Consider the following 25,906-nt stretch of genomic DNA (forward strand, 5'->3'; position numbering starts at 1 on the left):
AAGAGAGCTAAGAAACCCTTGAAACAACAGATGGCTTTGGAGACGCTTTCACCAGGAGCAGCCCGGTGGAAACCCGTTGCTCTATTTTTTGAGCGCGGCGAAATAAGCCTTTTCGATTTCGGCGGCCATTACATCGGCGCCGAAGCGTGCCTTGAGGTCGGCGAGGCCGGGCATCAGGCCTTTGTAGGTGTCGAGATCGGCCAATGCGGCGCTTATCTTGTCGCCAAGTTCGCGCGGGTCGGGCCGGATCAGGGCAGGCGAGCCGGTGTCGAAGATTTCCGGTATGCCGCCGACCGCCGTCGCGATGATCGGCTTGCCGGCGGCGAGCGCTTCCAGAACTATATAGGGCATGGCTTCCGCGCGCGAGGGAACGACGACCAGTTCGGCCAGCGTGAAGGCGAGCCTGGCCGGCATCGGCGCCAGGAAGCTGACCTCGAGGCCGAGCTGATTCACCTGGGCGCGATAGCGCGGCAGGTCGTCGCCGTCGCCGACCATCAGCGCTTTCAATGGGCGGCCGAGCCGTGTCGCGGCTAGCCCCAGCGCATCGATGAAGATGTCCGGGCCTTTGAGGTCTCGCATCATGCCGATATAGAGGAGGTCAACCGCATTGTGCTCGGTCCGCACCGGCTCGAACTCGGCGGCGCGCAGGCCGTTGTGGACGAGAGCGTTCGGAATGGGCGGCTCGCCGACCTTCCTGCGATAAGTCCGCCGCTCATAATCGGAAACAAACAGCAGGCAATCGGTGAAGCGAGCCATGAAGCGCTCGAGCGCGAAGAACAGCTTCCCCATGGCGGTGGTCTCGTCATAGTGAAGCGAGCCGCCATGCGGCGAATAAAGGCGGGCTACGCGAGACCTGGATACCCGCAACAATGAGCCGAACAGACGGGCATAGGCGCCACCTTTGGCGCCATGCCCGTGCAGCACGTCCGGCCGCAATTCTTTTATGATCCTATAGGTGCGCCGGGCCGAGGCGAGATCGCCTGGCCCGACATGCCGCTGCATCGGGGTGCGGTGAATGCCGAGCGCCAGGCTGCCTTTCATCTGTTCGAACAGCCGTTCCTCGAAATCGCCGCCCGTCGTCGAATCGCAGACGATGCCGACGGCATGGCCGGCGGCGACCTGAGCCTCGGTCAGGTCGCGCACATGCCGGAAGATGCCTCCGACCGGTGAGCGAAAGCAGTGGACGATCCTGAGTGTGTCCGCCACTTTGTCAGCACATCAAAACAGGCGTTCGCGAACATAGACTGTATCGCCGGGCAGTAGCGGGTCGGAGGTCACCACGCGTCCGGTTATCACCTTGCCGTTGATGTCGCGGGTAATGTCGACGCTTTCCTGGTTGGCGCGTGGCGTGAACCCGCCGGCGATGGCGACGGCTTTCTGCACGGTCAGGCCTGGAACGTAGGAATACTGCCCCGCCGCACCCACTTCACCCATGACGAAGATCGGCCGGTAGCGATCGATTTCGACCGAAACATCGGGATCCCGCAAATAACCCTGGCGCAGTTTCTCGGCGATCTCGCTTTCAAGCTGTTGGGCGGTGTGGCCGCGCGCCGGCACGTTGCCGACGAGCGGCAGCGAGAGATAGCCGGACTGGTCGACGCTGTAGGTATTGGTCAGTCCTTCCTGCTCGAACACGGTTACGCGGACGCGGTCGCCGGCGCCGAGGCGATAGGGCTGGTCGAGAACTTCATGGAATGCGGCCGGCGTCGGCCGGTAGCTGGAGCAGCCCGAAAGCATCGATACGGCAAGCAGCGCGCGGAAAAGGGGAGCAGTGCTTTTCATGAGCGGACACGTACCTTTGAATAGCCGGCGACTCTGCGGCAAACCTTAACGATCGAGCTCGGTTATCATCCTGTTAGGGTTAATGGCCGGTAAAGGCGCGCGGCCGATGCGGGCCGGATCGACAAATGCAGATGGTTTTCAGCCTCTTGTTTGCGGCTTGTTAGTAGAGCCTAACAGGTTCTTACCGCGATATTAACGGCTGAGTTACCATAGTTGTTTACGGTGCATGCTGACTCAGTACCGGAGCAGGGATGCATGTCCGTTCAATCCGCGGCCGCAGATGTCGACGTCGATCTCAGGCAGCTTTTCGCCAGCCTGGCGCGAAACTGGTTGCGCATCCTTGTCGTCGCACTGGTTGTAACCGGCCTGGCCTTTGCGCTCGCCTGGCTTGCAACGCCCGAATATAAGGCGGCAGCCAAGCTGGAGATCGGGCCTCGAGAATCGGAGTTCACGCGGCCAGCCGGGGCCAACGGCAACGAGCGGTCGATTCCCGACGAAGAGGCTGTGGCCACCGAGGTCCAGATCATCTCGTCCCCCGACATCCTCAAGCAGGTGGCGGCGAAGCTCAACCTGGCGAAATTGCCCGAATTCGACGAGGCGCTGAAGATGTCGGCGCTGAGCCGCGCCCTTGTCCTTGTTGGCTTGAAAAGCGATCCGTTCGAGATTCCGCTGGAAGAGCGCGTGCTGGACGCAATGCATGAGAAGCTCAACGTCTATGGCGTTGAAAAAACCCGCGCGATCGCAATCGAGTTCTCGTCAGAGGATCCTAAGCTTGCCGCCGCGATCCCAAACGCCATTGCAAACGCCTATATCGGCTCCAAGGGCAATGCCAAGCTCGAATCGAATTCCGCCGCCACCGACTTTCTGGCGCCGGAAATCGCGGATCTGCAGAATCGGGTGAAGGAGGCGGAAGCCAAGGTTGCCGCATTCCGTGCGCAGTCCGATCTTTTGATGGGCGGCAACAATTCGGTGCTTGCCACCCAGCAGCTGTCCGAATTGTCGAGCGAACTGTCACGCGTGCGCGCCAATCGCGCTTCGGCGGAAGCGACCGCTGACAGCGTGCGCAGGGCGTTGCGCAATGGCGGCTCGCTGGATGCCGTTCCGGAGGTGTTGTCTTCCGAACTGATCCAGCGCCTGCGCGAGCGGCAAGTCGAACTCAAGAACAACATCGCCGACCTTTCTACCACCTTGCTCGACAACCATCCGCGCATCCGCGCGCTGAAGTCGCAGCTCGCGGATCTCGACCGCCAGATCCGCAACGAAGCGGAAAAGATCATGAAAGGTCTGATGGCGCAGGCCGAGACGGCGAAGGCGCGAGAGGCCCAACTCGTGGCAGACGTCAACACGCTGAAGGCGGCGTCCGCCCGCGCCGGCGAAGAGCAGGTGGAACTCGATGCGCTGCAGCGTGATGCCGCGACCAAGCGTCAGCAGCTCGATCTCTATTCATCCAGCTATCTCCAGGCGGCCGCACGCAAGGATCGCAACTATCTGCCCGTCGACGCTCGCGTATTTTCGGAGGCCCAGGTGCCGGCCGAACCTTATTTCCCCAAGATTGGTCCGATTGTCAGTGCGGCCTTTGTCGGCTCGTTGCTCATCATGGCGATCGTCACGCTTCTGCAGGAACTGTTTTCCGGCCGCGCCATGCGTCCGGCCGCCGGTGCCCATTTCGAGCGCATCGAGCAGGTTGCGATGCCGGCTGTCCAGGCCGAACGCGTGATGGCCGACCCCGACCCGTCGGTTGGCCGGTCCGAACCGGCAGTCGTCGAGATCGATGAGGCCGACGACGACAATATCATTGAAAGCAAAGTGGAGCCGGAACCCGTCGCGGTGGCGGAAGCGGCTGCCGAGAAAATCGAACCGGAGTACTCTGAAATGGCCGCTGGAGACATTGAACCGGCACGTTCTATCCTCGGCGAGGTCGACATCGACAAGGCCGCGGAAAAACTGATCGCCACCGGTGCCGCCCGCGCCATATTCGTGTCGCCAGAAGGCGACGAGGCGGCCGCCTCGGCGGTGTTGGTGGCGCGCGCAGTCTCCGACGCCGGGCTACGCGTGCTGCTGCTTGATCTCACCGCTTCGGGTGCCGCCTCGCGGCCGATGCTGGACAGCGGGCTGTTTCCGGGCATCACCGATCTGCTCGCCTCGCAAGCGCAGTTCAGCGATGTGATCCACCCCGATCTCTATTCGGACTGCCACGTTATTCCCGTCGGCACAGCCGATCCGGTCCGCGCCATGCGCGCCGCCGACCGGCTGCCGATCATCATGCAGTCGCTGACCACCGCCTATGATTTGGTCGTGGTCGAATGCGGACCGGCCGACGCGCAAGGCATCAGCCGCCTAGTGGGCGAGGGGACCGAGGTCTTGCTCTCCATGCTTGAGCCGGACGACGAGGTGACGCAGGCCGCGGTCGCGCTCATCGAGAGTGGCTATCCCGACCTGACGCTGGTCACGCCCATCGGCCATGTGGCGCCGGGCCCAATGCCGGGACGGCGCTCGGCCGCCTGAGGCAGTTTCTCTAAAATCGAAATCAGCTGTCGTCTTCGCCTGCGGCCGGTGCTGTCCGCCCCACGGCTTTGCGGCGCAGCAGCTTGGTCAGCTTCCAGACCATTGGGCTGTGCTTGATGAATGCCTTCAGGCTTGCGCCGTGCCTGAGCGCAAGCGCCAGCGCACGACCTTTCAGCGTCAGCGGAACCAGCACCTCGAAATGCTGCGTTTCGACATCGCACCACAATCGCTTGTAGGGTTCGTCGCCGACCGAGAAATCATAGATTTCGAAACCCGCCTCGCAGGCTTCCTGGATGTTCTCGAAGAACAGGAAGTCGCCCGGGCTGGTGTGTGCGAGGTCGTCCTCGGCGATCGCCCCGAATTCGCAGATCAGCCGCTTGCCCGAGCGGCTCGATCCGGTGACTGCACGAAGTTTGCCGGCGACTTCCAGCCCATGCAGGACGAAGGACGGATCTTCCTCTTGAAGCGCGTCGGCAAACAGCGAGCGGAAAAAAGCGCGCACCTCCGCCTCACCGAAAACATTGGCGATGCCCATCTTGCGGAAGCGGAATTCCTTCATCTCGAAAAAGGCATCGAGCAGCATGTGCACTTCGTCCGCAGTCCTCGCCTCGATGCGACGATAGCTGCCAACGGCCTCGAACTTGCGCGCCTGCGAGCGATGCTTCTTGCGCCTGCGCTTGCCGCTCACGCGGGTGAGCAGTGCGTCAAATCCTCCCACAAGACCGGCGGCCAGCGACAGATTGGGGCTCGAAAAATGCGGCAAGGCGGAGAGCGGGTTGGCAACGCCGTCGAGATCGGGCAGCAGCCGCTCCAGCGCAACAAGATCGATGTCGCGCCGCGCCTTGGCAATCGCAGCCAGCATCGAGCGGATCGCCGCGCTATCGGCATTCGCCAGCCATTGCGGGTCGGCGGCGGCAAAATTGCCGTTTGCATGGCGGCCGCCCATGAACCGGGCGACGCGGAACGCTCCACTACAAGTGACCTCCAGCGCCAGTGAGAAAACCGGCCTGTCCTCGGCGCGCAGCGTCGCAACGACAACGTCGGCGCCGGTATGTGCGGCCCAGTTCAGGATCCAGCCTGCGCTTTGCGCAGGGGCAAAAAGCGCCGAACGGCAGAATTCTGCGTACGCCGCCAACGCCACACTATCGGCGACCGAGGTTGACAGGCCGGCTTTGCCGGCCGGCAAGGCACACGGCGACGCCTCGCTGCTTGCCAGCCGATTGCCGTCAAATGACGCGGTGGCGTCAACCATACCTCAATCCTTAGGGCGTATTCGTCGCGATTGGGGGTCCGCGCAGGCGCATTCCATGCTTGATGAGCTTAGGCGCAAAAGGTGAATGAATGATCGACGGGGGCGAGGCAATCCGCAAACTGGCGCTCAATCTCGCCCGCTATTCCGGTCTCGCTCCGCTGGCCAAGCCGTTTATCGGCGGTCTCGGCGCTATCCTGATGCTGCATCGGGTAACCGCGACACCGGAAAAGCCGAACGGCGTCAACCGCCACTTGAACATCGCGCCTGGGTTTCTCGACACCGTGATCGCCGACTTGAAGGCGAACGGCTACAGTTTCGTCACGCTTGACGAGGCGATCGAGCGCATCAAGGCTGGTGACAAGGACGGCCAGTTTGCGACGATCACCGCCGACGACGCCTATCGAGACAACATGACCGAGGCGCTGCCGGTGCTGGAGAAACACGGCGCGCCGATCACCATCTACGTCGCGCCGGGACTGATCGACGGCGCCGCCGATTTGTGGTGGGACGTGGTCGAGGACATCGTCAATGCGCGCGATCGCCTGACGCTGACGACGCCGGATGGCCCGGTGACAATCGACTGCTCGAGTCCGGGAAAAAAGGTCCAGGCCAATGCGCGCCTGCACGCTCATCTGACGCTGAAGGTGCGCGAGCAGGACCAGCGTGCGGTGTTGCGGGATCTGGCGCGCTCGAACGGCATCGAGTTGGGTGGTCCGCGCCCGAGCACGCTGATGAACTGGGACGAGATCCGCACCATGGCCGAGCACCCGCTGGTGACGATCGGCGCACATAGCGTCAATCACTGCAATCTGAAGCGGCTTTCCGAGAGCGATGCGCGACATGAGATCGGCGACGTCAAGCGCATATTGCAGGCCAAACTCGGCGAGGAGCCGCGCCATTTCGCCTATCCCTACGGTTATGCCAGTGCCGTCGGCCGCCGCGAAGTAGGCCTAGTCCGCGATGCCGGCTATGCCTCGGCGGTGACAACCCGCCACGGCATACTCCGCGCCGAGCATGCCGGCTTCCTGCACGCCCTACCGCGCATTTCGGTCAATGGCCGCTATCAGAGCGTCGCCCACATCCGAACAATGTTGTCGGGCGTGACGACGCCGCTGGCCAATGCCGGCAAGACGGTGGTGACGATCTAACTGTTGCCTCGCCCCTTCGGCCGCGGCTCCAGGATCAGCCATTTGATGATGCCCATCGCCGGCAGCACCCACAAAAGCCCGCTGAGCAGGAAGAAGATGAAGTGCGCCAGCGGCCCGGACTGCGACAATTGGGCGACCGCCACGATCGAGGCGACCAGCGCATAGACTATGACCAGCACTACCAGCAGGAAGCTTCCGATCAGCTTTTTCAGGCGAATGGGCATGGCGCGATCTCGTTGATCGCTATCGCTTAGGCCGAACAGCCAATACGCGCAACCCGCCAGAAACGGCGCGACGGCGTGCCGCGCTGTCCGGTCTTGCAAGCCGGGTTGCGATGGTTCACCAATCCGCGACTTCAACTGCCGGGACAAATCCATGGCTGCTGCCATATCCGATGCCGCGCCTTTCGCCGCCCGCGATCGCGACCTTCGCAACCGCGCGCTGGTACGCGGTTGGCTCTATGTCGTGCTCCTGGTGCTGTTTGCGCTGGTACTGGTCGGCGGCGCTACAAGGCTCACCAATTCCGGCCTGTCGATCACCGAATGGCAGCCGATACACGGCGTCATCCCGCCGCTCAATGATGCCGAGTGGCAGGAGGAGTTCCTGCGCTACCAGCAAATTCCGCAATATGCCGAACTCAACAACGGCATGAGCATCGAGGCGTTCAAATCGATCTTCTGGTGGGAATGGGTGCACCGCATCCTGGCGCGTAGTGTCGGCGTGGTCTTCGCCCTGCCGCTGCTGTTCTTCTGGGCGACGCGCCGCATCGAGCGGGGCCTCGGCACGAAATTGTCGGGCATCCTCCTTCTCGGCGCCCTGCAGGGCGCGATAGGCTGGTGGATGGTGGCGTCCGGGTTGGTTGACCGGGTTTCGGTCAGCCAATATCGGCTGGCGACGCATCTGACGCTGGCGGCGCTGATCTTCACGGCGACCATGGTGGTCGCGCGTGGGCTGGCGCCGCACTCGGAACCTGCCGCCGACCGCTCGACGCAACGTCTGGCCGGCTTCCTGGTGCTGCTGGCGCTGGTCCAGATCTATCTCGGCGGGCTGGTCGCAGGGCTCGACGCCGGCTTGAGCTACAACACCTGGCCGCTGATGGACGGCAAGCTGGTCCCTGGCGACCTGCTGCTGCTCGAGCCGGCATGGCGCAATTTCTTCGAAAATCCGAAGACGGTGCAATTCGTCCACCGGGTCGGCGCCTACACGATCTTCGCGGTCGCGCTCTGGCACATGATCTCGACACGCCGGCGCCTGCCGGGCACGACGCATGCCCGACGCGCGACGCTTCTGTTCCTGATTGTCGTGGTGCAGGCATCGATCGGCATCGGCACACTATTGATGCATGTGCCGCTGCACATGGCCCTGACGCATCAGGCATTCGCGCTGTTCCTGCTCGGCTTCGCCGCCGCGCATTGGCGCGGCACCAAGGGCGCTTATCCGCTGCCTCATGAGATTGCTCTCAGAGGCTGAGCCGCACCCGCCGGATTGCTGTGGCAATCGCCAGCTCGCGGTTTTCGTCGACCGCATTGCGATCCTCATGATGCCATGCAGCCGACAGGCAGCCATAGGCGATGGCGTGGTCCAGTATCGCGGGCGGCGACTGGCCGAGCGTTGCGGAAAAGACATGCGCCATATGCGCGATCCGCCGCGGATCGAGGCAAAGATCGTCCCGGTCAAGTGGGTTGTAGAACATGTTGGCGGCGTCGAAGCCGGGGTCGCCGAGAACGCCCTTCGGGTCGATCGCCAGCCAGCCGCGCGGACCGTGCATGATGTTGTCATGATGCAGGTCGCCGTGCAGCGGCCGCACGTCGTGCGGATTGGACAGCAGCCGTTCCGCGATTTCCTTTCGCCGGCGGCGCGATCGGCCCTCGCTTTTTTGAATAGGCTGGAAAACCGGGTCCGCAACGGCTGAAGGTCCGGCGGGGCAGGGTGCTTCGACGGCGAGACCAGTCTTGCCATCACCCCCGCCGCGATCGCGGTGGCGGCATTGTCGCCGTGTTCGGCAAGATGGTGTGACAGCATCCTGTCGCCAGCGTATTCGAGCAGCATGCGGTGGCCGTCGCTGCCGAGCAGCCGCACCACGCCTTCGCCGCGTCGCCAGGCGAGGAAATGCTCGCCACGCAACTCGTCCTCGACATCGTCGAAAGGCTTTAGATCCTTGACGATTGCCGGCGAGCCGTCCTCGCGCGCAACCTTCCAGATGCGGCTGCTGAACGTGTCGGCGGTGAGTTCGGGCGCGCCGACCTTCCAGCGCTTTGGAAATGCCGGCACATCCATTCAGAGGCCGAGCATCAGATCCATGTTCTGCACGGCAGCGCCCGAGGCGCCCTTGCCGAGATTGTCATAGACCGCAAGCAGCAGCGCCTGCGCTCGATCGTCATTGGCGAAGACGTAGAGCTTCATCCGGTTGGTGCCATTATAGATCTCCGGATCGATGTCAGGCATGCGTTCCTGATGCAGATACGGCGCCACCTCGACCACGCCGCCATCGATGGAAGCGAAATGATCGGCGATCGCCGCGTGAAGCTCGGCGCCGGTCGGCACATGGTCGAGGCCGCCGAGTTGCAGCGGCACCACCGTGATCATGCCTTGCGCGAAATTGCCGACCGCCGGCTGCATGATCGGATCGTGCGAAAGCTTGGCATAGGTCCTGAGCTCAGGCACGTGCTTGTGCTGCAGCGTCAGCCCGTAAGGCAGGAATTCCGGCGCATCCTCGCCCTTGCCGACATAATCCTCGATCATCGGCCGGCCGCCGCCGGAATAGCCGGAAATGCCGTTGACGGTGACCGGAAAATCGGCCGGCAGCAGCCCCGCCGCAACCAGCGGCCGCAGCGTCGCGATCGGTCCTTGTGGCCAGCAGCCCGGATTGGCGACGCGCTTCGCCGAAGCGATCTTTTTCGCCTGGTCCTTGTCCATTTCGGCGAAACCATATTCCCACCCATCGGCGACGCGATGTGCCGTCGAGGCGTCGATCACTTTGGTGGTGTCATTGGCGATCAGCGAAACGCTTTCCTTGGCGGCTGCATCCGGCAGACAGAGGATCGCGACATCCGCAGCATTGAGGAACTCGGCGCGCGCTGCCGTTTCCTTGCGGCGCTCGGTCGGGATGGAGATGATTTCCAGGTCGCCACGCTCGGCAAGCAGCGCCCTTATCTGCAGACCGGTGGTGCCGTGCTCGCCGTCGATGAAGATTTTCGGTTTCATTGCTTGCCAAAATTCCTGTTATCTCAAAGCTATATGCCGCTTGCCTGATTCAATCCGGCAACGCCGTGATTGCCCTGGTTCATTTCTTCGAGTCGGGCCTTTCGTTCCGCCAACAGCCCGAGATAGTGCATGGCCACCATCGACCCGGCAATCGCCGTTATATCGGCGTGATCATAGGCTGGCGCAACCTCGACGACGTCGGCGCCGACGATATCGAGCTGGTTGATCTGGCGCAGCACCGACAGGATCTTTGCCGAAGACGGGCCTCCCGCGACCGGCGTTCCGGTGCCGGGCGCAAAAGCCGGGTCCAGGCAATCGATGTCGAAAGTGACGTAGGTCTTCTTGCCGCCCGTACGGTCGACGATGGCATAGGCGATGTCGGACGCACGCATTTCCTCCACTTCATGGCCATACAGGATCTTGATACCGAACGTGTCGGGCGCATGGGTGCGGATGCCGATCTGGATCGACCGGTCGGGGTCGATGATGCCCTCCTTGACTGCACGGCCGACGAAGGAGCCGTGATCGATGCGCTTGCCGTCGTCGGGCCAGGTGTCCTGGTGTGCGTCGAACTGCACCAGAGCCAGCGGGCCATGGATGGCGGCATGCGCCTTCAGCAGCGGCCAGGTGACGAAGTGATCGCCACCGAGTGACAGCAGAAAGGCGCCGGATTTCAGGATCTTCGCCGCTTCGCGTTCGATCGTGGCAGGCGTCTTCTGGTGATTGCCGCTGTCGAGCAGGCAGTCGCCATAATCGACCACGGCAAGCTGTTCGAACAGATCGCGCGAAAACGGATATTGCGGATCGTTGTCGAGGATGGCCGAGGCGCGGCGGATCGCCTGCGGTCCGAAACGGGCGCCCGGCCGATTGGTGACCGCAGCGTCGAAGGGAATGCCCCACACCACCGCATCGGCGTCCTTCACGTCCTTCGAATATTTGCGCCGCATGAACGACAGGGCGCCGGCATAGGTCGGCTCGAACGACGCACCCGTCCTGGAGCGGGTGGTGAAGGCATGATCGATGGTCCTTGGCGGCATGAAGCGATCTCCTGTGCGTCGACGCGCAACCTTATTGGACATAATTCTCAGAATTGCGACCCCTGCGGAGGATCATGGCCATTCGATCCGGTCACAAATCCTTGCTCGCCAGGCGAACCCGGCATGGCTCGCCAGGAGATTGCCTGGCAAGCAACCGAAAGTAGCCGCCGACGACTGCCTCGGCCGGCGCTGACCTGATTTTCCGGCATTTTGCAAGCCGGCTTCGTTCACCTGCCTGTCACGGGCATCGCTTAACCGGGGTGCGATCCCGGTACGGAGCGATTCTCGTGCGAACGACTTGTCTCATGCGAACGTTTTGGCTGAGCCTTCTGCTTTCCGCGGCGCTGGCGCTCTCCCTTGGCCAGGCATCGGCAGGCGAAACGCGCGCCAGGCAGATTCTCGACCGCTTCGAGCACGCCAACCAATGGCGCGACCATGTGCTAGTGGCCGCGCACCGCGCCGGCGGCATGCAATCCGGCAAGACGCTCTATCCCGAAAATTCGATCGCCGCCGTCGAGGCGTCGATCGCAACGGGCGCCGAAATCGTCGAGGTCGATATCAGGCGCTCGAAGGACGGACAGTTCGTCGTCATGCATGACAGTTGGCTCGACCGCACGACGAATTGCAAAGGTGAGGTCGACAAGCACACATTGGCCGAACTCAAGACTTGCCGGTTGGTGATCGAAGGCACCGGCGCCGTTACGGGCGAGACGGTCTCGACGTTGCGCGAGATGTTGATGACGACCAGGGACAGGATCCTCATCAATCTCGACAACAAGCTCGATACCGAAAGCCTCGTCGGCATGGTCGCGGTTGCGCGCGACCTCGGCATGGTCGAACAGGTGATCGTCAAGGAGAACCTGTGGAATGCGGAGCGGATTGCCAGTGTCAAGGCCGCCATGGACGCGATCGGCAGCGGCTTCCAGTTCATGCCCATTATCGCCGATGACGCGGTTCGCGACGCCATGTTTGCCGAGAAAGTGAGCCGGGCCTTCCCGATGCGCGCGGTCGAGATGATCAACTGGCGCACGGGATCAGAGACACTGACCGAGACCGGCGGCCCGCTGTTCAGCCCGCGCATGCGCGCGCTGGCGGTGAGGGGCGACTGGCACATCTGGGCCGACACCTATGCCATCGTCAACAAGCCGGGCGGCTTCCTCGCCGGCGGCCGCGGCGACGAGCTGGCGGTCGCGGCCAGCCTGCCGCGCGAGACCTACGGCTTCTGGGTCGAGCGCGGCGCCACCATCATCCAGACCGACGAACCGAAGGCCGCCATCGGTTGGCTGGCGGCGAACGGTTTTCGCGTGCCCTATGCCGGTGAGAAGCGCCCGGCCGAGCCGGCCAACACGGCCAGCATCAACTAGACCGGCGCGGCGAGAATTGGATCTCCCTCTTGTGGTGACGATGCCCGGCAGGGCAGAAGGGCGCTGTCCCGCCGACCCCAGGCCGGCAGCGCCAAACTTTCGAAGGAACCCAGAAACAGAAAACCCGCCTCCGTGGGCGGGTCGTTGGAGCCAATTAGCACCATACCCAGATTAGTAGCATAGCTGCCGGCACAAAGCAAGAACAAAATGTGGCGTAGTGGCAGAAAAATGCGACGATCCTTCAGCGTCTCGGCTGTCCCGCCTGCTAGGTCGCGCGCCTTCGCTGTCCTACCGGCAATCTCCCCCGCAAGGGAACCCATTTTGGGGGAGATTGGCTCATCACTGCCTTCGGTAATCTACTCGCAGGCCGCCATTGCCACACCATCCTGCTCCTTGATGACATCGTCCGACAGTTCGAGGTCGGCAGCGGCGAGGTTCTCCCTGAGATGCGCGACGGAAGACGTGCCGGGAATCAGAAGAATGTTGGGCGCGCGGCGAAGCAGCCAGGCGAGCGCGACCTGCATGGGCGTGGCGCCGAGGCGTGCGGCGACCTTGGACAAGGTCGACGACTGCAACGGGTTGAAGCCGCCAAGCGGGAAGAACGGCACATAGGCAATGCCGTCGCGGGCCAGATCGTCGATCGAGGCATCGTCGCCCCGATGCGCCAGATTGTACTGGTTCTGCACGCAGACGATCCTGCAAATCCTGCGGCCTTCGGCGATCTGTGCAGCGGTGACGTTGCTCAGCCCGATGTGGCGCACGAGGCCCTGTCGCTGGAGCTCGGCAAGCGTCGCAAGCGGCGCCTCGATCGACCCTTCGGCGGGGCCATGCGCATCGAACATGACCCGCAGGTTGACCACCTCCAGCGCGTCGAGCCCAAGATTGCGCAGATTGTCGTGCACCGCCTGTGTCAGCTCTTCTGCCGAGAAGGCCGGCAGCCACGATCCGCCCTGGCCGCGCCGGGCACCGATCTTGGTGACAATAACGAGGTCGTCGGGATAGGGTGCGAGCGCTTCGCGGATCAACAGGTTGGTCACGTGCGGGCCATAGAAGTCGCTGGTGTCGATGTGGTTGACGCCTTGTGCAACGGCTTCGCGCAGTACGGCCAATGCCGCGTCGTGGTCCTTTGGTGGGCCGAAGACGCCTGGCCCTGCGAGCTGCATGGCGCCGTAGCCGAGCCGTCTCACCTTGCGGTCGCCGAGGATGAATGTGCCGGACTGGTCGCCGCTGGACATGGTCTTTCTCCTTCAGGGATGGTGCAGAGATAGACGCTGTCCGATCTCATGATAATTGGGTACAATTCGCACGGGCTGTGCGGAATGACGAACAATGCAGATTGATCTCGCGGATCTGAACGCCTTCGTGGCCGTAGCGCGCGCCAAAGGCTTTCGCGGTGCGGCACGCGCCAGCGGCGGCAGTGCGTCCGGCTTGAGCGAGGCGGTGCGGCGCCTGGAGACGCAGCTCGGTGTCAGGCTGCTCAACCGGACGACCCGCAGCGTTGTCCTGACGGAAGCCGGCGAAGGCCTGCTGGCGCGGCTCGGTCCTGCCTTGACCGAGGTGGAGTCGGCCCTCGACGTAGTGAACGGCTTTCGCGACAGGCCGGCAGGTACGTTGCGCCTCAATGTGCCGGTCAGCGCGGCGCGGCTGGTGCTGCCCAGCATCGTTCCGCCTTTTCTCGCCGCCTATCCAGGCATTCGGTTGGAGGTGATCTCGGAGGAGAGCTTCGTCGATGTGCTGGCGGCGGGGTGCGACGCCGGCATCCGCTATGAGGAGCGGCTGGAGCAGGACATGATCGCTGTGCCGATCGGACCGCGCGTGCAGCGCTTCGCCACCGCCGCCAGCCCGGCCTACCTGGATCGTCATGGCCGGCCGCAACACCCGAGCGACCTGCTCGGCCACGCCTGCCTGCGCGGCCGCTTTGCCAGCCGTGCGATGCCGCCGTGGGAATTCGAGCGCGACGGCGAGGTGGTGCGGGTCGACCCGACGGGGCCGCTTCTCGTGACCCTGGGCGGGGCGACTGACCTCAAAGTCGATGCAGCCATCGCCGGCACCGGCATCATCAGCCTGTTCGAGGATTGGCTACGCCCTCACTTCGAGAGCGGGGCGCTCGAACCGCTGCTTGAATCCTGGTGGCAGAGCTTCTCCGGGCCCTTCCTCTACTATCCCGGCCGGCGCCTCGTGCCGGCGCCGTTGCGGGCGTTCATTGACTTCATCAAGGCCTGAAGTCTGCCACCATGCGTGCGAGCCGCGCCCGATGGGGTGATTGGTGCCCCTTTTTGTGGAAAAGGCCGCCCGGAGGCGGCCTTTCGAAAACGTGTAATTGCGCAGCGCTTAACGCTTGGAGAACTGGAAGCTCCGGCGGGCCTTTGCCTTGCCGTACTTCTTGCGCTCGACGACGCGGCTGTCGCGGGTCAGGAAGCCACCCTTCTTGAGCACGGCGCGCAGCGCCGGTTCGTAATAGGTCAGCGCCTTGGAGATGCCGTGGCGCACGGCACCGGCCTGGCCGGAGAGGCCGCCGCCGATGACGGTGGCAACGATGTCGTACTGGCCGGCGCGGTTGGCGGCGATGATCGGCTGGTTGAGGATCATCTGCAGCACCGGGCGCGCGAAATATTCGGCGAACACCTTGTCGTTGACGACGATCTTGCCGGAGCCGGGCTTCACCCAGACGCGGGCGATGGCGTTCTTGCGCTTGCCGGTGGCGTAGGCGCGGCCCGACTTATCGAGTTTCTGGACGTGGACGGGTGCGGCCGGCTGGGTGTTGGTATTGCCGGTGGCAGCTCCGAGTTCTGCGAGCGAGGAAAGCTCAGCCATCTTACGAAACCTTCTTGTTCTTGGCGTTCAGCTTGGCCACGTCGAGGACGACGGGCTGCTGGGCGACATGCGGATGTTCCGTGCCTGCATAGACGCGGAGGTTCTTCATCTGGCGACGGCCGAGCGGGCCACGCGGGATCATGCGTTCGACGGCCTTCTCGACGACACGTTCGGGAAAGCGGCCCTCGAGCAGCTGGCGCGCGGTGCGCTCCTTGACGCCGCCGGGGTGGCCGGTGTGCCAATAATAGACCTTGTCGGTGAACTTCTTGCCGGTGAACACCACTTTGTCGGCATTGATGACGATGACGTTGTCGCCGTCGTCGACGTGCGGGGTGAAGGTGGGCTTGTGCTTGCCGCGAAGATGATTGGCGATGACAGTGGCGAGACGGCCCACGACGAGACCCTCGGCGTCGATCAGCACCCACTTCTTCACCACATCCGCAGGCTTCTGCGAAAAGGTTGCCATGGATTGTTGCTTTCGGTTCGGACCTTCAAAAGAAGGCGTTTCTTGTTGCTTGGATTGGCGAAAGGCGCTTGCCCGCTGCCAATAACAAAACGGCGGCCTTTGCGGGCCGCTGTTCCGTGAGGGCTTATAGGAGAGGACGGCGACTGCGTCAAGGCGCGTGAAATGTCGGCGAGCTATCAAAATACAGCAAAAACAATGCTTTGGATGAAAGGTATTATTTTACCACACCATCAATCCGCTTTGGCGGGATCGAATAGGTGCCCGTTGCGTGCGCTACCGTGTGTCCCTCCGGGCCGGCGACGATGTCGATATCGAACACCATCAGGCTCTTGCCGAGCTTGAGGATGCGGCAATGGCCGTCGATCGGCCCGGCCTCGGCCTTGCGGACAAAATTGATGTTGAGACTGGTGGTGACCGAAAGCGCATCCGGTCCGGCATGCGAGAGCACGCAGACATAACCGCCTATGTCGGCCAGCGTGAACAGCGCCGAACCCGACACGGTGCCGCCGGGACGCAAATGGCGCTCGTCGGCGTTGAGCCGCACGATACAGCCGCCTGGAAACACCTCCAACGCCTCGTAGAAGGTGAACTGGTCGTTGAGCTGCGGGAAAATGGTCGCCATCAGCGCGTTGATTTCGGCAGCCGTCAGCACCGGCTTGAGGTTGCTTTGGGCAGGCATGTCGGTCCCTCGTTTGCGCCTGCCTGTATGAGCGCAGCATGCCGTTTCTGGCAACAGCCATTCATTATGGCAGAAGCGGGGTGTTGGACGAAGCGAGACCGGCATACTAGATTAGTCGATCACCGATCCGGAATCGCGGAGGAATGACCCCATGGCCGAAATCGTTGCCATCAAACCTGCCGTTGCCGAAGGGCCGGTCGTCTCCAGGCTGGACAAGGGCGTGCTGCGCCTGACGCTCGCCAATCCGCCGGCCAACGCTCTTTCGCTTGCAGTGATGGCGGCGCTGATGGCGGAACTCGACCGCGCCAAGGCCGACAAATCCGTCCGCGTCATCGTGCTTGGGGCGGCCGGCAAAGTGTTCTGCGCCGGGCACGACCTCAAGGAGTTGAGCACGCACCGCGCCGATGCCGATCGCGGCAGGGCCTTCTTCGAAAAGACGTTTTCCGCCTGCGCTTCACTGATGCAGGCGATCGTTCGCCATCCTAAGCCGGTGATCGCCGAAGTCGACGGCCTGGCGACGGCGGCCGGCTTGCAGCTGGTTGCCAGCTGCGATCTCGCCATCGCCTCGCACGAGGCGACCTTCTGCACGCCTGGCGTCAATATCGGACTGTTCTGCTCGACGCCGATGGTGGCGCTGTCGCGCAACGTCTCGCGCAAGCACGCCATGGAAATGCTTTTGACCGGCGAGACGATCGATGCGGCAACCGCCAAGGAATTCGGTCTCATCAACCGCGTCGTGCCGCGCGAATATCTGAATCAGATTGTCACCAAATACGCGCAGACCATTGCGTCCAAATCGTCCTTGGTCGTCAAGATCGGCAAGGAAGCCTTCTATGAGCAGGCGGAAATGGGGCTGGCCGAGGCCTATGATTACACCGGGCGCGTCATGGTCGAGAACATGCTGGCGCGCGACGCGGAAGAGGGCATTGGCGCCTTCATCGGCAAGCGCAAGCCGGAATGGCCGGAGGAATAGGAGGCGGATATGGAACCGCGCATCTCCATCATCACCATAGCTACCGACGATCTCGACCGCGCGGTGCGCTTCTACGAGGGCATGGGGCTGACCCGTCATGCCGGGATCACCGAGGGCGTTGCCTTCTTCCAGACGGGCGGCGCCATTCTCGGCCTGTTCCCGCGGCAAAGCGCCGAAGAGGATTCAGGCGTGACCTTCGGCAAAGCGCCGTCGGCGGTCTACCTTGCCTACAACACCCGCTCCGACGCCGAGGTCGATGCAGTGCTGGCGATGGCCGAGAGGGCCGGCGGCCGTATCGTCAAGCCGGCTGGCCGCGCATTCTGGGGCGGTTGGTACGGCTATTTCGCCGATGCCGACGGGCACATCTGGGAAGTGGCGCACAATCCGGCTTTTCCGATCGCGGAAGACGGATCGATTTCGCTGCCCGGCTGACGGCTTTCCCTGGCCCATTGCAAGCCACTGACGCGGCTGTTGGCACCTCACTCCGAAGCGCTGTATGACGAGGCATGAACCACGACGCCTACGACAACGCCTATATCGCCGGCATCCTCAATTCGGTGAAGACCATCGCCATGGTCGGCGCGTCGGCCAATGACGTGCGGCCGAGCTATTTCGTGCTGAAATATCTGCTCGGCAAAGGGTTTTCGGTGTTCCCGATCAATCCCGGCCAGGCCGGCAAGGCGATTCTAGGCCAGATGACCTATGCCAGACTCGCCGACGTTCCAGGATCTGTCGACATGGTCGACGTGTTTCGCGCTTCCGCTGTCGTGCCCGGCATTGTCGATGAGGTGCTGCGGCTCGATCCGCTGCCGAAGGTCATCTGGATGCAGCTTGGCATACGCCATGACGAGGCGGCCGCGCGCGCCGAAGTCGCCGGCATCAAGGTGGTGATGAACCGTTGCCCCAAGATCGAATATGGCAAGCTGTCCGGCGAGATCGGCTGGACCGGCGTCAATTCCGGCGTTTTGTCGTCGAAGAAGCCCCTGATGCGGCCGGGATTCCAGAGCTTCGGCGTTCGCCAGAAGTAGGTAGTGAATAGTGAATGGTGAATAGAAGGATTTTTCTGGAAGGCGGGCAAGGCGGCATATGAGCCGCTTGCAATCAGGGTGGGGCTGGCCGACTTTGCCATTCACCATTCACCATTCACCATTCACCATTTACCATTCACTATTGAGGGAGGTTTTCGATGGCCCGCACGCCCGGTTTCAACACGCTCGCCGTCCATGCCGGCGCCAAGCCGGATCCGGCGACCGGCGCCCGAGCGACGCCGATCTACCAGACGACCTCCTTCGTCTTCGACGATGCCGACCATGCCGCCTCGCTGTTCGGGCTGAAGGCGTTCGGCAACATCTACACCCGCATCATGAATCCGACTCAGGCAGTGCTGGAAGAGCGCATCGCGGCACTCGAAGGCGGCACGGCAGGCCTTGCGGTCGCCTCCGGCCATGCCGCGCAGGTGCTGGTCTTCCACAATCTGATGCAGCCCGGCGACAATTTCGTTTCAGCGACAAAGCTTTACGGCGGCTCGATCAACCAATTCGGCCACGCCTTCAAGAATTTCGGTTGGCAGGTGCGCTGGGCCGACACCAATGACATCTCGACCTTCGAGAGCCAAATCGACGACAGGACCAAGGCAATCTTCATCGAGAGCCTGGCCAATCCGGGCGGCGTCTTCGTCGATATCGAGAAGATCGGCGACATTGCCCGCAAGCACGGCCTGCCGCTGATCGTCGACAACACGCTGGCCTCGCCCTATCTGCTGCGGCCGATCGAACATGGCGCCGACATCGTCGTGCATTCGCTGACCAAGTTCATCGGCGGTCACGGCAACTCGATCGGCGGCGCCATTGTCGACGGCGGCACCTTCGATTGGTCGAAGTCGGGCAAATATCCGATGCTGTCGGAGCCGCGCCCCGAATATGGCGGCCTCGTCCTGCACGAGACCTTCGGCAATTTCGCCTTCGCCATCGCTGCTCGCGTGCTCGGCCTGCGCGATATCGGCGCGGCGATTTCGCCGTTCAACGCTTTCCTGATCCTGACCGGTCTGGAAACCTTGCCGCTCAGGATGCAGCGCCACTGCGACAATGCGGCGGCGGTCGCCGGATGGCTTTCCAACCATCCCAAGGTCGCCTGGGTGTCCTATCCCGGCCTGCCCAGCGACAAGAACAATGCGCTGCAGAAGAAGTACTCGCCGCTCGGCGCCGGCGCGGTGTTCACTTTCGGGCTGAAGGGCGGCTACGCGGCGGGCATCAAGTTCGTCGAGGCGCTCGAGCTGTTCTCGCACCTGGCCAATGTCGGCGACACCAAGTCGCTGGTCATCCATCCGGCATCGACAACGCATCGCCAGCTTTCAGACGAGCAGAAAATCAACGCCGGGGCAGGGCCGGACACGGTCAGGCTTTCGGTCGGTATCGAGGATGTCAACGACATCGTTGCCGATCTGGAACAGGCCCTCGCCAAGGTTTGATCGCCATGACCACGCCGAAACTTCTGTCCGTCGGCGTCGACATCGTCGAGCCGGAACTTGGCGCACCGGCGCCGGGTCGCCTGATTTCGGGCGATCCGAAGTTCCGCACCTGGAACGTCGAGGAACAGGACGGCGGCCTTTATGCCGGCATATGGGAAGCAACGCCGGGCAAATGGCGTATCGAATATGACGAGTGGGAGTTTTGCCACATTCTGTCGGGAGTCTCGGTGATCGCCGAAGACGGCGGGAAGGCGCGCACCGTCAAAGCCGGCGATAGTTTCGTGCTGAGGCCGGGTTTCAAGGGGAGCTGGGAAGTGCTTGAAACGACTCGCAAGGAGTATGTGATCAAGCTTTGATCTCGCATCGCGCCGGACCGAATGCTCAGAAGTGTACGGCGAGCGTTTCCAGGCCGTGGAAATGATAGGTGTCGCGGAAGCGCGGCTGTTCGGCAAGATGCAGCTGCGGTAGCCGGTCGAACAAGGTTTTCAGCGACACCTGCAGTTCGAGCCGGGCGAGCGGCGCGCCGATGCAGAAATGGATGCCGGCGCCGAACGATACGTTCTTCTGGTCGGCACGGTCCGGCCTGAAGGCGAGGGGCTCGGCAAACGCAGTAGGGTCGCGATTGGCCATGCCGAGCAACAGCCCGATCGTCTCGCCAGGCTGGACGATGATCCCCGGCCCGGCCTCGACCTCCTGATAGGCATAGCGCGTGAACATGTGCAGCGGCGCGTCGAAGCGCAGGCACTCTTCGACCGTCGCGGCTGTTGCTTCCGGTGAGGCGAAGAAGCGGCGCGGGTCGCCGCCTTGCGCAAGGATCGAGCGCACCGCATTGCCGGTCTGGTGGACAGTTGCCTCATGGCCGGCATTGAGCAAAAGGATGGCCGAGGATACCAGCTCGTCCTCCGACAGTTTCTGACCGTCCTCCTGTGCCCCAATCAGCAGCGACAGAAGATCCTCGCCCGGCCTCTTTCGCCGCTCGGCGACGTAGCCGCGCAGAAAATCGGAAAAGTCGCGCGCGGCGCGATTGGCCGTGTCCTCCGTCTCGCGGGTGCGGCCATGCATGTACATGGCGACGATCCGATGCGACCAGTCGAGCAGCTGCGGCCCCATGTCGACCGGCACGCCGAGCATCTCGGCAATGATGGTGATCGGCAAGGGAGCGGCGAAAGCCGGCAGCAAGTCGACTCTTCCTGGTTCGAAACGGTCGATCAGCTCGTTGGCCAGCGCTTCGACACGCGGCCTGAGCCGCTCGACCTGACGCGAGACGAAGGCGCGGTTGACCAGCGTTCTGAGCCGTGTGTGGACAGGCGGCTCCAGCTCCAGCATCGAATTGGCCTCGATGCCGTCGAAGGCGCTGAGATGCGCGCGATCCTGGCCGATGCCCCGGCTGTCCGGAATGCCGGCCGGGTTCTGGCGGCCGAAGCGGCGATCGCGCAGCAGCCGGTTGACGTCGTCGAAGCCGCCAAAGCACCAGAAACCAAACTCCTCCCAGAAGAAGGCGTTCGATGCGCCATGCAGGAAGGCATAGGCTTCGTAAGGGTTCTGGAAAAAAGCCGGTTCGTGCGGATCGAGCCGCAGGCGGCGGGAGGCTGGATCAAAGGCAAGATAGGGCGGCTTCAATTCGGTCATGCCAGATCATTAGCGCGGCTTGCCAGTCTGGTGCCAGACCGTATGTTGGCCCTCCCGTGAGGTGAGCCGCCGAAGCGGTTGCGGAAGGACGGTTTTCATGAATGTGATCGTGGTCGGTGCAGGCATTGCCGGGCTTTCCACGGCCTGGTCGCTGGTCAAGGCCGGGCACCTCGTCTCGATCGTCGAGCAGGGACCGATCCCCAATCCGCTCGCCGCGTCGGGCGACCATCATCGCATCATCCGCCGCGCCTACCGGGCCGGAACGGGCTACGGCCGGCTGATCACCGAAGCCTATGAAGCTTGGGATGAGATGTGGGCCGATCTCGGTGAAACCCATCTCGATCCGCGCGGCTTCATCTGCATTTCGCGCCAGCCCGGAGACGAGGCCGAGGAATACCGAGAAGGCATGGAAGCCGGGAACTACCCGTTCGAATTGTTCGAGCCGGACGCCGCGGTCGAACGCTGGCCGTTCCTGCAGCCCGGTTCATTCCGCTATGCGTATTTTTCGCCGGACGGCGGCGCGCTGCACTGCCGCAAGATCGCTGCCGGCCTCGCCAGGTGGCTGCGCGCGAACGGCGCCAATGTCTATGAGAACAGCAAGGTGGTCGAGATCGACGCCGAGGCCGGGCATGTCGTGCTGGCGGGCGGCGAAACGATGCAGGCCGACCGGATCGTCGTCGCTGCCGGCGCCTGGGTGCTAAAACTGTTCCCGGAGCTGGATGGCGAGCTGAAAACCTGGCGCACCGCGCTCGCCTATGTCGAACCGCCGGCGGACCTGAAAGCGGTCTGGCAGGCAGCACCGGTCGTCCTCAACATTGGCGGCAGCGTCGACGGCTACGTGATCCCGCCCTCCGGCGGCGCTGGCATGAAATTCGGCTCGGGCCTGCACAGGGTGCCGACCAGCGATGCCGACTGGAACCGCCAGCCGGTACCGGGCGAGGGGGAGGCAATCCGCAACCTGTTTTCACCGCCGATCGCTCGTATCGAGGAGCACAAGGTCACCGAAGTGGTCACCTGCGCCTACACCTTTACCGCCGACGAGAAATTTCTGGCCCACCAGAAAGGCAGATGCCTGATCGTCTCGGCCTGCTCCGGCCACGGCTACAAGTTCGGCGCGGCGGTCGGCAGAAGGGTTGCGGCCTGCGTCGGCAGCGGCGATGTCGGCGGCCTGAGGAAATGGCTCAGAGCAGAGGTGGCCTGAGCGCCTAGTATCGGCAATGCCTCGGAATATGCACGCGCCGCCAGCTGGATGAGCCCTCCCTGACCACCACGCGGCGAGGCACTGTCTGATAAGACGCCGGAATGTCGATGATGCGCCGTTGCTCCGGTCGCACGAGAACCTCTTCGGCGACGCTCTCGTATTCGGCGGGGAGGACAACGCGCCGTCGGCGTTCCGGCTCAACCACGACGATTTCGGCCACGCGTTCATAGCGCGCCCTGTGCCTGACCTTGCACAGCACCTTGCGGCCATGAATGATGCGCCATTCCCAGGAATAGCCGCCGTCATTGACCCTCACGGACCGGTAGATGGTGCGGGTGATGGCGGGCACGATCTCGTAGCTGACGCGCGCCGGTGCGATCTGCACCACGCGCTCGCGCGTCCCGTAGATCGGCGCTTCATACTGCACCTGCTGGCCGGCTGGGCTGACGAGCACATCCTCGTAGACGGTGTCGTAGACGGCCGGCCGATTGACCTGCTCGTAGCATTCGACCGCGCGTCCGCCGGCAGCCGTTTCGGACGCCATGCCGAGAACGCTGATGCCGGTAACGGCCAAGGAAGCAACTTTCTTGATCATCGCACTCCCCCTGTTTGAACTGCGTGAAGCGAGTTCAACGTTGAATTGTAGGGCAAGCCGTGGCCGGAAAAAGCGGTTTCACCACTTTTCGTTAAGCGATGCGGTTAAGAAACTGCTAAACAACGGCCAGGCATGAGCGCCCCTTCCCACGGCAGGAGAGCGGCTGCCGGCACGGCGACAAGCGAAACTGGTTTGGAAACCTTGATTCGACTTAACTGGATGGCTAGGAGAGGCGGCCTTGCGCTAGGGTGAGCCGGCATCCTATTTACACAATAACGATCCAGAACCGATTCTGCCCGATTGCAAATCTCCGGCGCCGGAATCCCATCCTCAAAAAGGGATAGTCCATGAAGAACCCCGTCGAAACCTACATGAACCTCGTTCCGATGGTGGTCGAACAGACCAATCGCGGCGAGCGGGCCTACGACATTTTCTCGCGGCTCCTCAAGGAGCGCATCATTTTTATCACCGGCCCGGTCGAGGATGGCATGGCGACGCTGGTCTGCGCGCAGCTGCTGTTCCTCGAGGCGGAGAATCCGAAGAAGGAAATCAACCTCTATATCAACTCACCCGGCGGCGTCGTCACCTCCGGCATGGCGATCTACGACACCATGCAGTTCATCAAGCCTGCGGTGTCGACGCTCTGCATCGGTCAGGCCGCCTCGATGGGCTCGCTGCTCTTGACGGCGGGCCACAAGGACATGCGCTTTGCCACGCCGAACGCCCGCATCATGGTCCACCAGCCTTCCGGCGGCTTCCAGGGCCAGGCTTCCGACATCGAGCGCCATGCCCAGGACATCATCAAGCTGAAGCGTCGCCTCAACGAGGTTTACGTCAAGCACACCGGCAAGAGCTACGATGAGATTGAAAAGACGCTCGACCGTGACCATTTCATGACTGCCGACGAGGCCAGGGATTTCGGCCTCATCGACAAGGTCATTTCGTCACGTGAGCCAGTCGAAGGTATTGCCTTATAGGCCCGCGGTGGCCCCGCGGTGGCAATGAGTGGCGGGATCACGCGCTTTTGGCGCAGCTTGCGGCATTTCGGCCACAATTGGCTGTTCCCTCGACGGGTGCAATTGCCTACGTTAAGGCTATGTTGATTTTCGACGGCTTAGCTTTGCGTGGGGTTGTTCGAATCATTGCCCCGTTTTCCGATTTGTGTTTCGTACGGAATGCGTTGCGGGAGCCGGGGCACTGGCGGCAGCGGATTCCCGCGATAGATTGAATATGCGCCCTTTCAACCAGACCATCGGCGGGCGGCCATGAAAGGACAGGAAAATGAGCAAGGTCGGCAACAACAGCGGTGATTCCAAGAACACGCTTTATTGCTCGTTTTGCGGCAAAAGCCAGCACGAAGTGCGCAAGCTGATCGCCGGGCCGACGGTGTTCATCTGCGACGAATGCGTCGAACTGTGCATGGACATCATCCGCGAGGAGAACAAGACCTCGATGGTGAAGTCGCGCGAGGGCGTGCCGACCCCGCAGGAAATCCTCAAGGTTCTCGACGACTACGTCATCGGCCAGCCCTACGCCAAGCGCGTGCTGTCGGTGGCCGTCCACAATCACTACAAGCGCCTCGCCCATGCCGGCAAGAACAACGACGTCGAGCTGGCGAAGTCGAACATCCTCCTGATCGGCCCGACCGGCTGCGGCAAGACGTTGCTGGCGCAGACGCTGGCCCGCATCATCGACGTCCCCTTCACCATGGCCGACGCGACGACGTTGACCGAGGCCGGCTATGTCGGCGAGGACGTCGAAAACATCATTCTGAAGCTGTTGCAGTCGGCCGACTACAATGTCGAGCGCGCCCAGCGCGGCATCGTCTATATCGACGAGATCGACAAGATCTCGCGCAAGTCGGACAATCCCTCGATCACCCGCGACGTGTCGGGCGAGGGCGTGCAGCAGGCACTTTTGAAGATCATGGAAGGCACCGTCGCCTCCGTGCCGCCGCAAGGCGGCAGGAAGCATCCGCAGCAGGAATTCCTGCAGGTCGACACCGCCAACATCCTGTTCATCTGCGGTGGCGCTTTCGCCGGCCTGGACAAGATCATCTCGGATCGCGGCAGGAAGACCTCGATCGGTTTCGGCGCCATCGTCGCTTCGCCCGAGGATCGCCGCACCGGCGATGTTTTCCGCCTGGTCGAGCCTGAGGATCTCTTGAAGTTCGGCCTCATTCCAGAGTTCGTCGGCCGTCTGCCTGTCCTGGCGACGCTGGAGGACCTCGACGAGCCGGCGCTGATCCAGATCCTGACCGAGCCGAAGAACGCGCTGGTCAAGCAGTATCAGCGGCTGTTCGAGATGGAGAATGTCGACCTGACCTTCCACGAGAACGCGCTCTCGGCGATCGCCAAGCGCGCCATCGAACGCAAGACCGGCGCGCGCGGCCTTCGTTCGATCATGGAAGCGATCCTGCTCGACACCATGTTCGAGCTGCCGGCGCTGGAAGGCGTGCGCGAAGTGGTTATTTCGGAAGAGGTGGTGTCAGGCAACGCCCGGCCGCTCTACATCTATTCCGAGCAGAAGGAAAAGAAGGGCAACGTCAGCGCCTGACGTGAGCCGGCAATGGATTTTTTTTCCGAAACGGCGCCGCAGGGCGCCGTTTTGCTGTCGCAGACCGCGTACGGCGCCGCGTAATGGCTGCGGATTGGAGGGACGGACCGTGTTGACCCTTGATCTTTACCCCCCGTGCCTCCAACTAATGGCAGAAGGCCGTGGTGCCGAATTCTGTGCTGTAAAACTCCCGTCACAAACGGTGGTAGGCGGAACGATCCCCGGTCGTTAATA

At 62.8% G+C, this 25,906-nt stretch carries 25 protein-coding genes and 1 pseudogene; 13 read left to right on the forward strand and 13 right to left on the reverse strand.

The genetic code is table 11. The annotated features are described in order from the left end of the window. Positions 1 to 81: 81 nt before the first annotated feature. Together NKI54_RS23795 and NKI54_RS23800 are read right to left on the reverse strand one after the other, a co-directional pair. Positions 82 to 1,206, reverse strand: coding sequence for a glycosyltransferase family 4 protein (locus NKI54_RS23795; protein ID WP_023674624.1), 1,125 nt, complete (start codon positions 1,204 to 1,206; stop codon positions 82 to 84). A gap of 12 nt (positions 1,207 to 1,218) precedes the next feature. Continuing rightward, entirely contained in the window at positions 1,219 to 1,782 is a 564-nt protein-coding gene (locus tag NKI54_RS23800; RefSeq protein WP_023674625.1) for a polysaccharide biosynthesis/export family protein, read from the reverse strand. Positions 1,783 to 2,037: 255 nt separating this feature from the next. Between NKI54_RS23800 and NKI54_RS23805 the strand changes: the two genes are divergently transcribed. After that, entirely contained in the window at positions 2,038 to 4,287 is a 2,250-nt protein-coding gene (locus NKI54_RS23805; protein WP_352636864.1) for a GumC family protein, read from the forward strand. Positions 4,288 to 4,309: 22 nt separating this feature from the next. Here the strand turns inward: NKI54_RS23805 and NKI54_RS23810 are convergent, their stop codons facing one another. Continuing rightward, positions 4,310 to 5,539 (reverse strand): GNAT family N-acetyltransferase, encoded by a 1,230-nt coding sequence (locus NKI54_RS23810; RefSeq protein WP_352636865.1) that lies wholly within the window; start codon positions 5,537 to 5,539, stop codon positions 4,310 to 4,312. 89 nt (positions 5,540 to 5,628) lie between these two features. On the opposite strand from NKI54_RS23810, the gene NKI54_RS23815 reads away from it, so the two are divergent. Then, positions 5,629 to 6,687, forward strand: a complete 1,059-nt coding sequence (locus tag NKI54_RS23815) for a polysaccharide deacetylase family protein (RefSeq protein WP_352636866.1) — start codon at positions 5,629 to 5,631, stop codon at positions 6,685 to 6,687. On the opposite strand, the gene NKI54_RS23820 is transcribed toward NKI54_RS23815, so the two are convergent. Next, positions 6,684 to 6,911, reverse strand: coding sequence for a DUF2842 domain-containing protein (locus NKI54_RS23820; RefSeq protein ID WP_023674629.1), 228 nt, complete (start codon positions 6,909 to 6,911; stop codon positions 6,684 to 6,686). The two genes, NKI54_RS23815 and NKI54_RS23820, sit on opposite strands and share 4 nt — an antisense overlap. A gap of 151 nt (positions 6,912 to 7,062) precedes the next feature. Between NKI54_RS23820 and NKI54_RS23825 the strand changes: the two genes are divergently transcribed. Then, positions 7,063 to 8,157, forward strand: a complete 1,095-nt coding sequence (locus NKI54_RS23825; RefSeq protein ID WP_352636867.1) for a COX15/CtaA family protein — start codon at positions 7,063 to 7,065, stop codon at positions 8,155 to 8,157. Here NKI54_RS23825 and NKI54_RS23830 read toward each other — a convergent pair. The 3 genes and pseudogenes from NKI54_RS23830 to speB form a co-directional block, all read right to left on the reverse strand. Beyond that, positions 8,147 to 8,964, reverse strand: a pseudogene (locus NKI54_RS23830) (aminoglycoside phosphotransferase family protein). The gene NKI54_RS23825 and the pseudogene NKI54_RS23830 sit on opposite strands and share 11 nt — an antisense overlap. Next, positions 8,965 to 9,891 (reverse strand): N-acetyl-gamma-glutamyl-phosphate reductase, encoded by a 927-nt coding sequence (gene argC / locus NKI54_RS23835; protein ID WP_352449330.1) that lies wholly within the window; start codon positions 9,889 to 9,891, stop codon positions 8,965 to 8,967. It lies immediately after the preceding pseudogene. A gap of 29 nt (positions 9,892 to 9,920) precedes the next feature. Continuing rightward, positions 9,921 to 10,928 (reverse strand): agmatinase, encoded by a 1,008-nt coding sequence (gene speB / locus NKI54_RS23840; protein WP_352449331.1) that lies wholly within the window; start codon positions 10,926 to 10,928, stop codon positions 9,921 to 9,923. 305 nt (positions 10,929 to 11,233) lie between these two features. Between speB and NKI54_RS23845 the strand changes: the two genes are divergently transcribed. Next, the gene (locus tag NKI54_RS23845) at positions 11,234 to 12,292 is read left to right on the forward strand and encodes a glycerophosphodiester phosphodiesterase family protein (protein WP_352692518.1); all 1,059 of its coding nucleotides are present in this window, start codon (positions 11,234 to 11,236) and stop codon (positions 12,290 to 12,292) included. 356 nt (positions 12,293 to 12,648) lie between these two features. Here the strand turns inward: NKI54_RS23845 and NKI54_RS23850 are convergent, their stop codons facing one another. Beyond that, on the reverse strand, positions 12,649 to 13,527 hold the full coding sequence (locus NKI54_RS23850) for an aldo/keto reductase family oxidoreductase (protein WP_352692519.1): 879 nt from the start codon (positions 13,525 to 13,527) through the stop codon (positions 12,649 to 12,651). Positions 13,528 to 13,621: 94 nt separating this feature from the next. Here NKI54_RS23850 and NKI54_RS23855 point away from each other — a divergent pair, with 94 nt between their 5' ends. Then, positions 13,622 to 14,515 carry a LysR family transcriptional regulator gene (locus NKI54_RS23855; protein ID WP_352636871.1) on the forward strand — a complete coding sequence of 298 codons (894 nt, stop codon included), beginning with the start codon at positions 13,622 to 13,624 and terminating at the stop codon, positions 14,513 to 14,515. 108 nt (positions 14,516 to 14,623) lie between these two features. Here NKI54_RS23855 and rpsI read toward each other — a convergent pair whose 3' ends face one another. The 3 genes from rpsI to NKI54_RS23870 all read right to left on the reverse strand — a co-directional run bounded on the left by rpsI (position 14,624) and on the right by NKI54_RS23870 (position 16,251). Beyond that, positions 14,624 to 15,106 carry a 30S ribosomal protein S9 gene (rpsI, locus tag NKI54_RS23860; RefSeq protein WP_023674644.1) on the reverse strand — a complete coding sequence of 161 codons (483 nt, stop codon included), beginning with the start codon at positions 15,104 to 15,106 and terminating at the stop codon, positions 14,624 to 14,626. A 1-nt stretch (position 15,107) separates the two neighbouring features. Continuing rightward, positions 15,108 to 15,572, reverse strand: coding sequence for a 50S ribosomal protein L13 (gene rplM, locus NKI54_RS23865; RefSeq protein ID WP_023674645.1), 465 nt, complete (start codon positions 15,570 to 15,572; stop codon positions 15,108 to 15,110). Between the two features lie 214 nt (positions 15,573 to 15,786). Further along, the gene (locus NKI54_RS23870; protein WP_352692520.1) at positions 15,787 to 16,251 is read right to left on the reverse strand and encodes a PaaI family thioesterase; all 465 of its coding nucleotides are present in this window, start codon (positions 16,249 to 16,251) and stop codon (positions 15,787 to 15,789) included. A 151-nt stretch (positions 16,252 to 16,402) separates the two neighbouring features. On the opposite strand from NKI54_RS23870, the gene NKI54_RS23875 reads away from it, so the two are divergent. The 5 genes from NKI54_RS23875 to NKI54_RS23895 all read left to right on the forward strand — a co-directional run bounded on the left by NKI54_RS23875 (position 16,403) and on the right by NKI54_RS23895 (position 20,047). After that, positions 16,403 to 17,224 carry an enoyl-CoA hydratase gene (locus tag NKI54_RS23875; RefSeq protein WP_352692521.1) on the forward strand — a complete coding sequence of 274 codons (822 nt, stop codon included), beginning with the start codon at positions 16,403 to 16,405 and terminating at the stop codon, positions 17,222 to 17,224. 9 nt (positions 17,225 to 17,233) lie between these two features. Further along, on the forward strand, positions 17,234 to 17,656 hold the full coding sequence (locus NKI54_RS23880) for a VOC family protein (RefSeq protein WP_023674648.1): 423 nt from the start codon (positions 17,234 to 17,236) through the stop codon (positions 17,654 to 17,656). 74 nt (positions 17,657 to 17,730) lie between these two features. Then, complete coding sequence (locus NKI54_RS23885) at positions 17,731 to 18,252, forward strand: CoA-binding protein (protein WP_023674649.1); 522 nt, start codon at positions 17,731 to 17,733, stop codon at positions 18,250 to 18,252. 158 nt (positions 18,253 to 18,410) lie between these two features. Continuing rightward, positions 18,411 to 19,691 carry an O-acetylhomoserine aminocarboxypropyltransferase gene (locus tag NKI54_RS23890; protein WP_023674650.1) on the forward strand — a complete coding sequence of 427 codons (1,281 nt, stop codon included), beginning with the start codon at positions 18,411 to 18,413 and terminating at the stop codon, positions 19,689 to 19,691. Between the two features lie 5 nt (positions 19,692 to 19,696). Continuing rightward, positions 19,697 to 20,047 (forward strand): cupin domain-containing protein, encoded by a 351-nt coding sequence (locus tag NKI54_RS23895; protein ID WP_023674651.1) that lies wholly within the window; start codon positions 19,697 to 19,699, stop codon positions 20,045 to 20,047. Between the two features lie 25 nt (positions 20,048 to 20,072). Here the strand turns inward: NKI54_RS23895 and NKI54_RS23900 are convergent, their stop codons facing one another. Beyond that, the gene (locus NKI54_RS23900; protein ID WP_352692522.1) at positions 20,073 to 21,320 is read right to left on the reverse strand and encodes a cytochrome P450; all 1,248 of its coding nucleotides are present in this window, start codon (positions 21,318 to 21,320) and stop codon (positions 20,073 to 20,075) included. 97 nt (positions 21,321 to 21,417) lie between these two features. On the opposite strand from NKI54_RS23900, the gene NKI54_RS23905 reads away from it, so the two are divergent. Next, positions 21,418 to 22,521 (forward strand): NAD(P)/FAD-dependent oxidoreductase, encoded by a 1,104-nt coding sequence (locus NKI54_RS23905; RefSeq protein WP_352681566.1) that lies wholly within the window; start codon positions 21,418 to 21,420, stop codon positions 22,519 to 22,521. 4 nt (positions 22,522 to 22,525) lie between these two features. Here the strand turns inward: NKI54_RS23905 and NKI54_RS23910 are convergent, their stop codons facing one another. After that, positions 22,526 to 23,116 carry a hypothetical protein gene (locus NKI54_RS23910; RefSeq protein ID WP_352692523.1) on the reverse strand — a complete coding sequence of 197 codons (591 nt, stop codon included), beginning with the start codon at positions 23,114 to 23,116 and terminating at the stop codon, positions 22,526 to 22,528. A gap of 347 nt (positions 23,117 to 23,463) precedes the next feature. Between NKI54_RS23910 and NKI54_RS23915 the strand changes: the two genes are divergently transcribed. Further along, on the forward strand, positions 23,464 to 24,093 hold the full coding sequence (locus NKI54_RS23915; RefSeq protein WP_023674655.1) for an ATP-dependent Clp protease proteolytic subunit: 630 nt from the start codon (positions 23,464 to 23,466) through the stop codon (positions 24,091 to 24,093). Positions 24,094 to 24,397: 304 nt separating this feature from the next. Beyond that, positions 24,398 to 25,672 (forward strand): ATP-dependent Clp protease ATP-binding subunit ClpX, encoded by a 1,275-nt coding sequence (gene clpX, locus NKI54_RS23920; RefSeq protein WP_006332719.1) that lies wholly within the window; start codon positions 24,398 to 24,400, stop codon positions 25,670 to 25,672. Positions 25,673 to 25,906: the final 234 nt, after the last annotated feature.

Source organism: Mesorhizobium sp. M0663, from assembly GCF_040320585.1.
Lineage (GTDB): Bacteria > Pseudomonadota > Alphaproteobacteria > Rhizobiales > Rhizobiaceae > Mesorhizobium.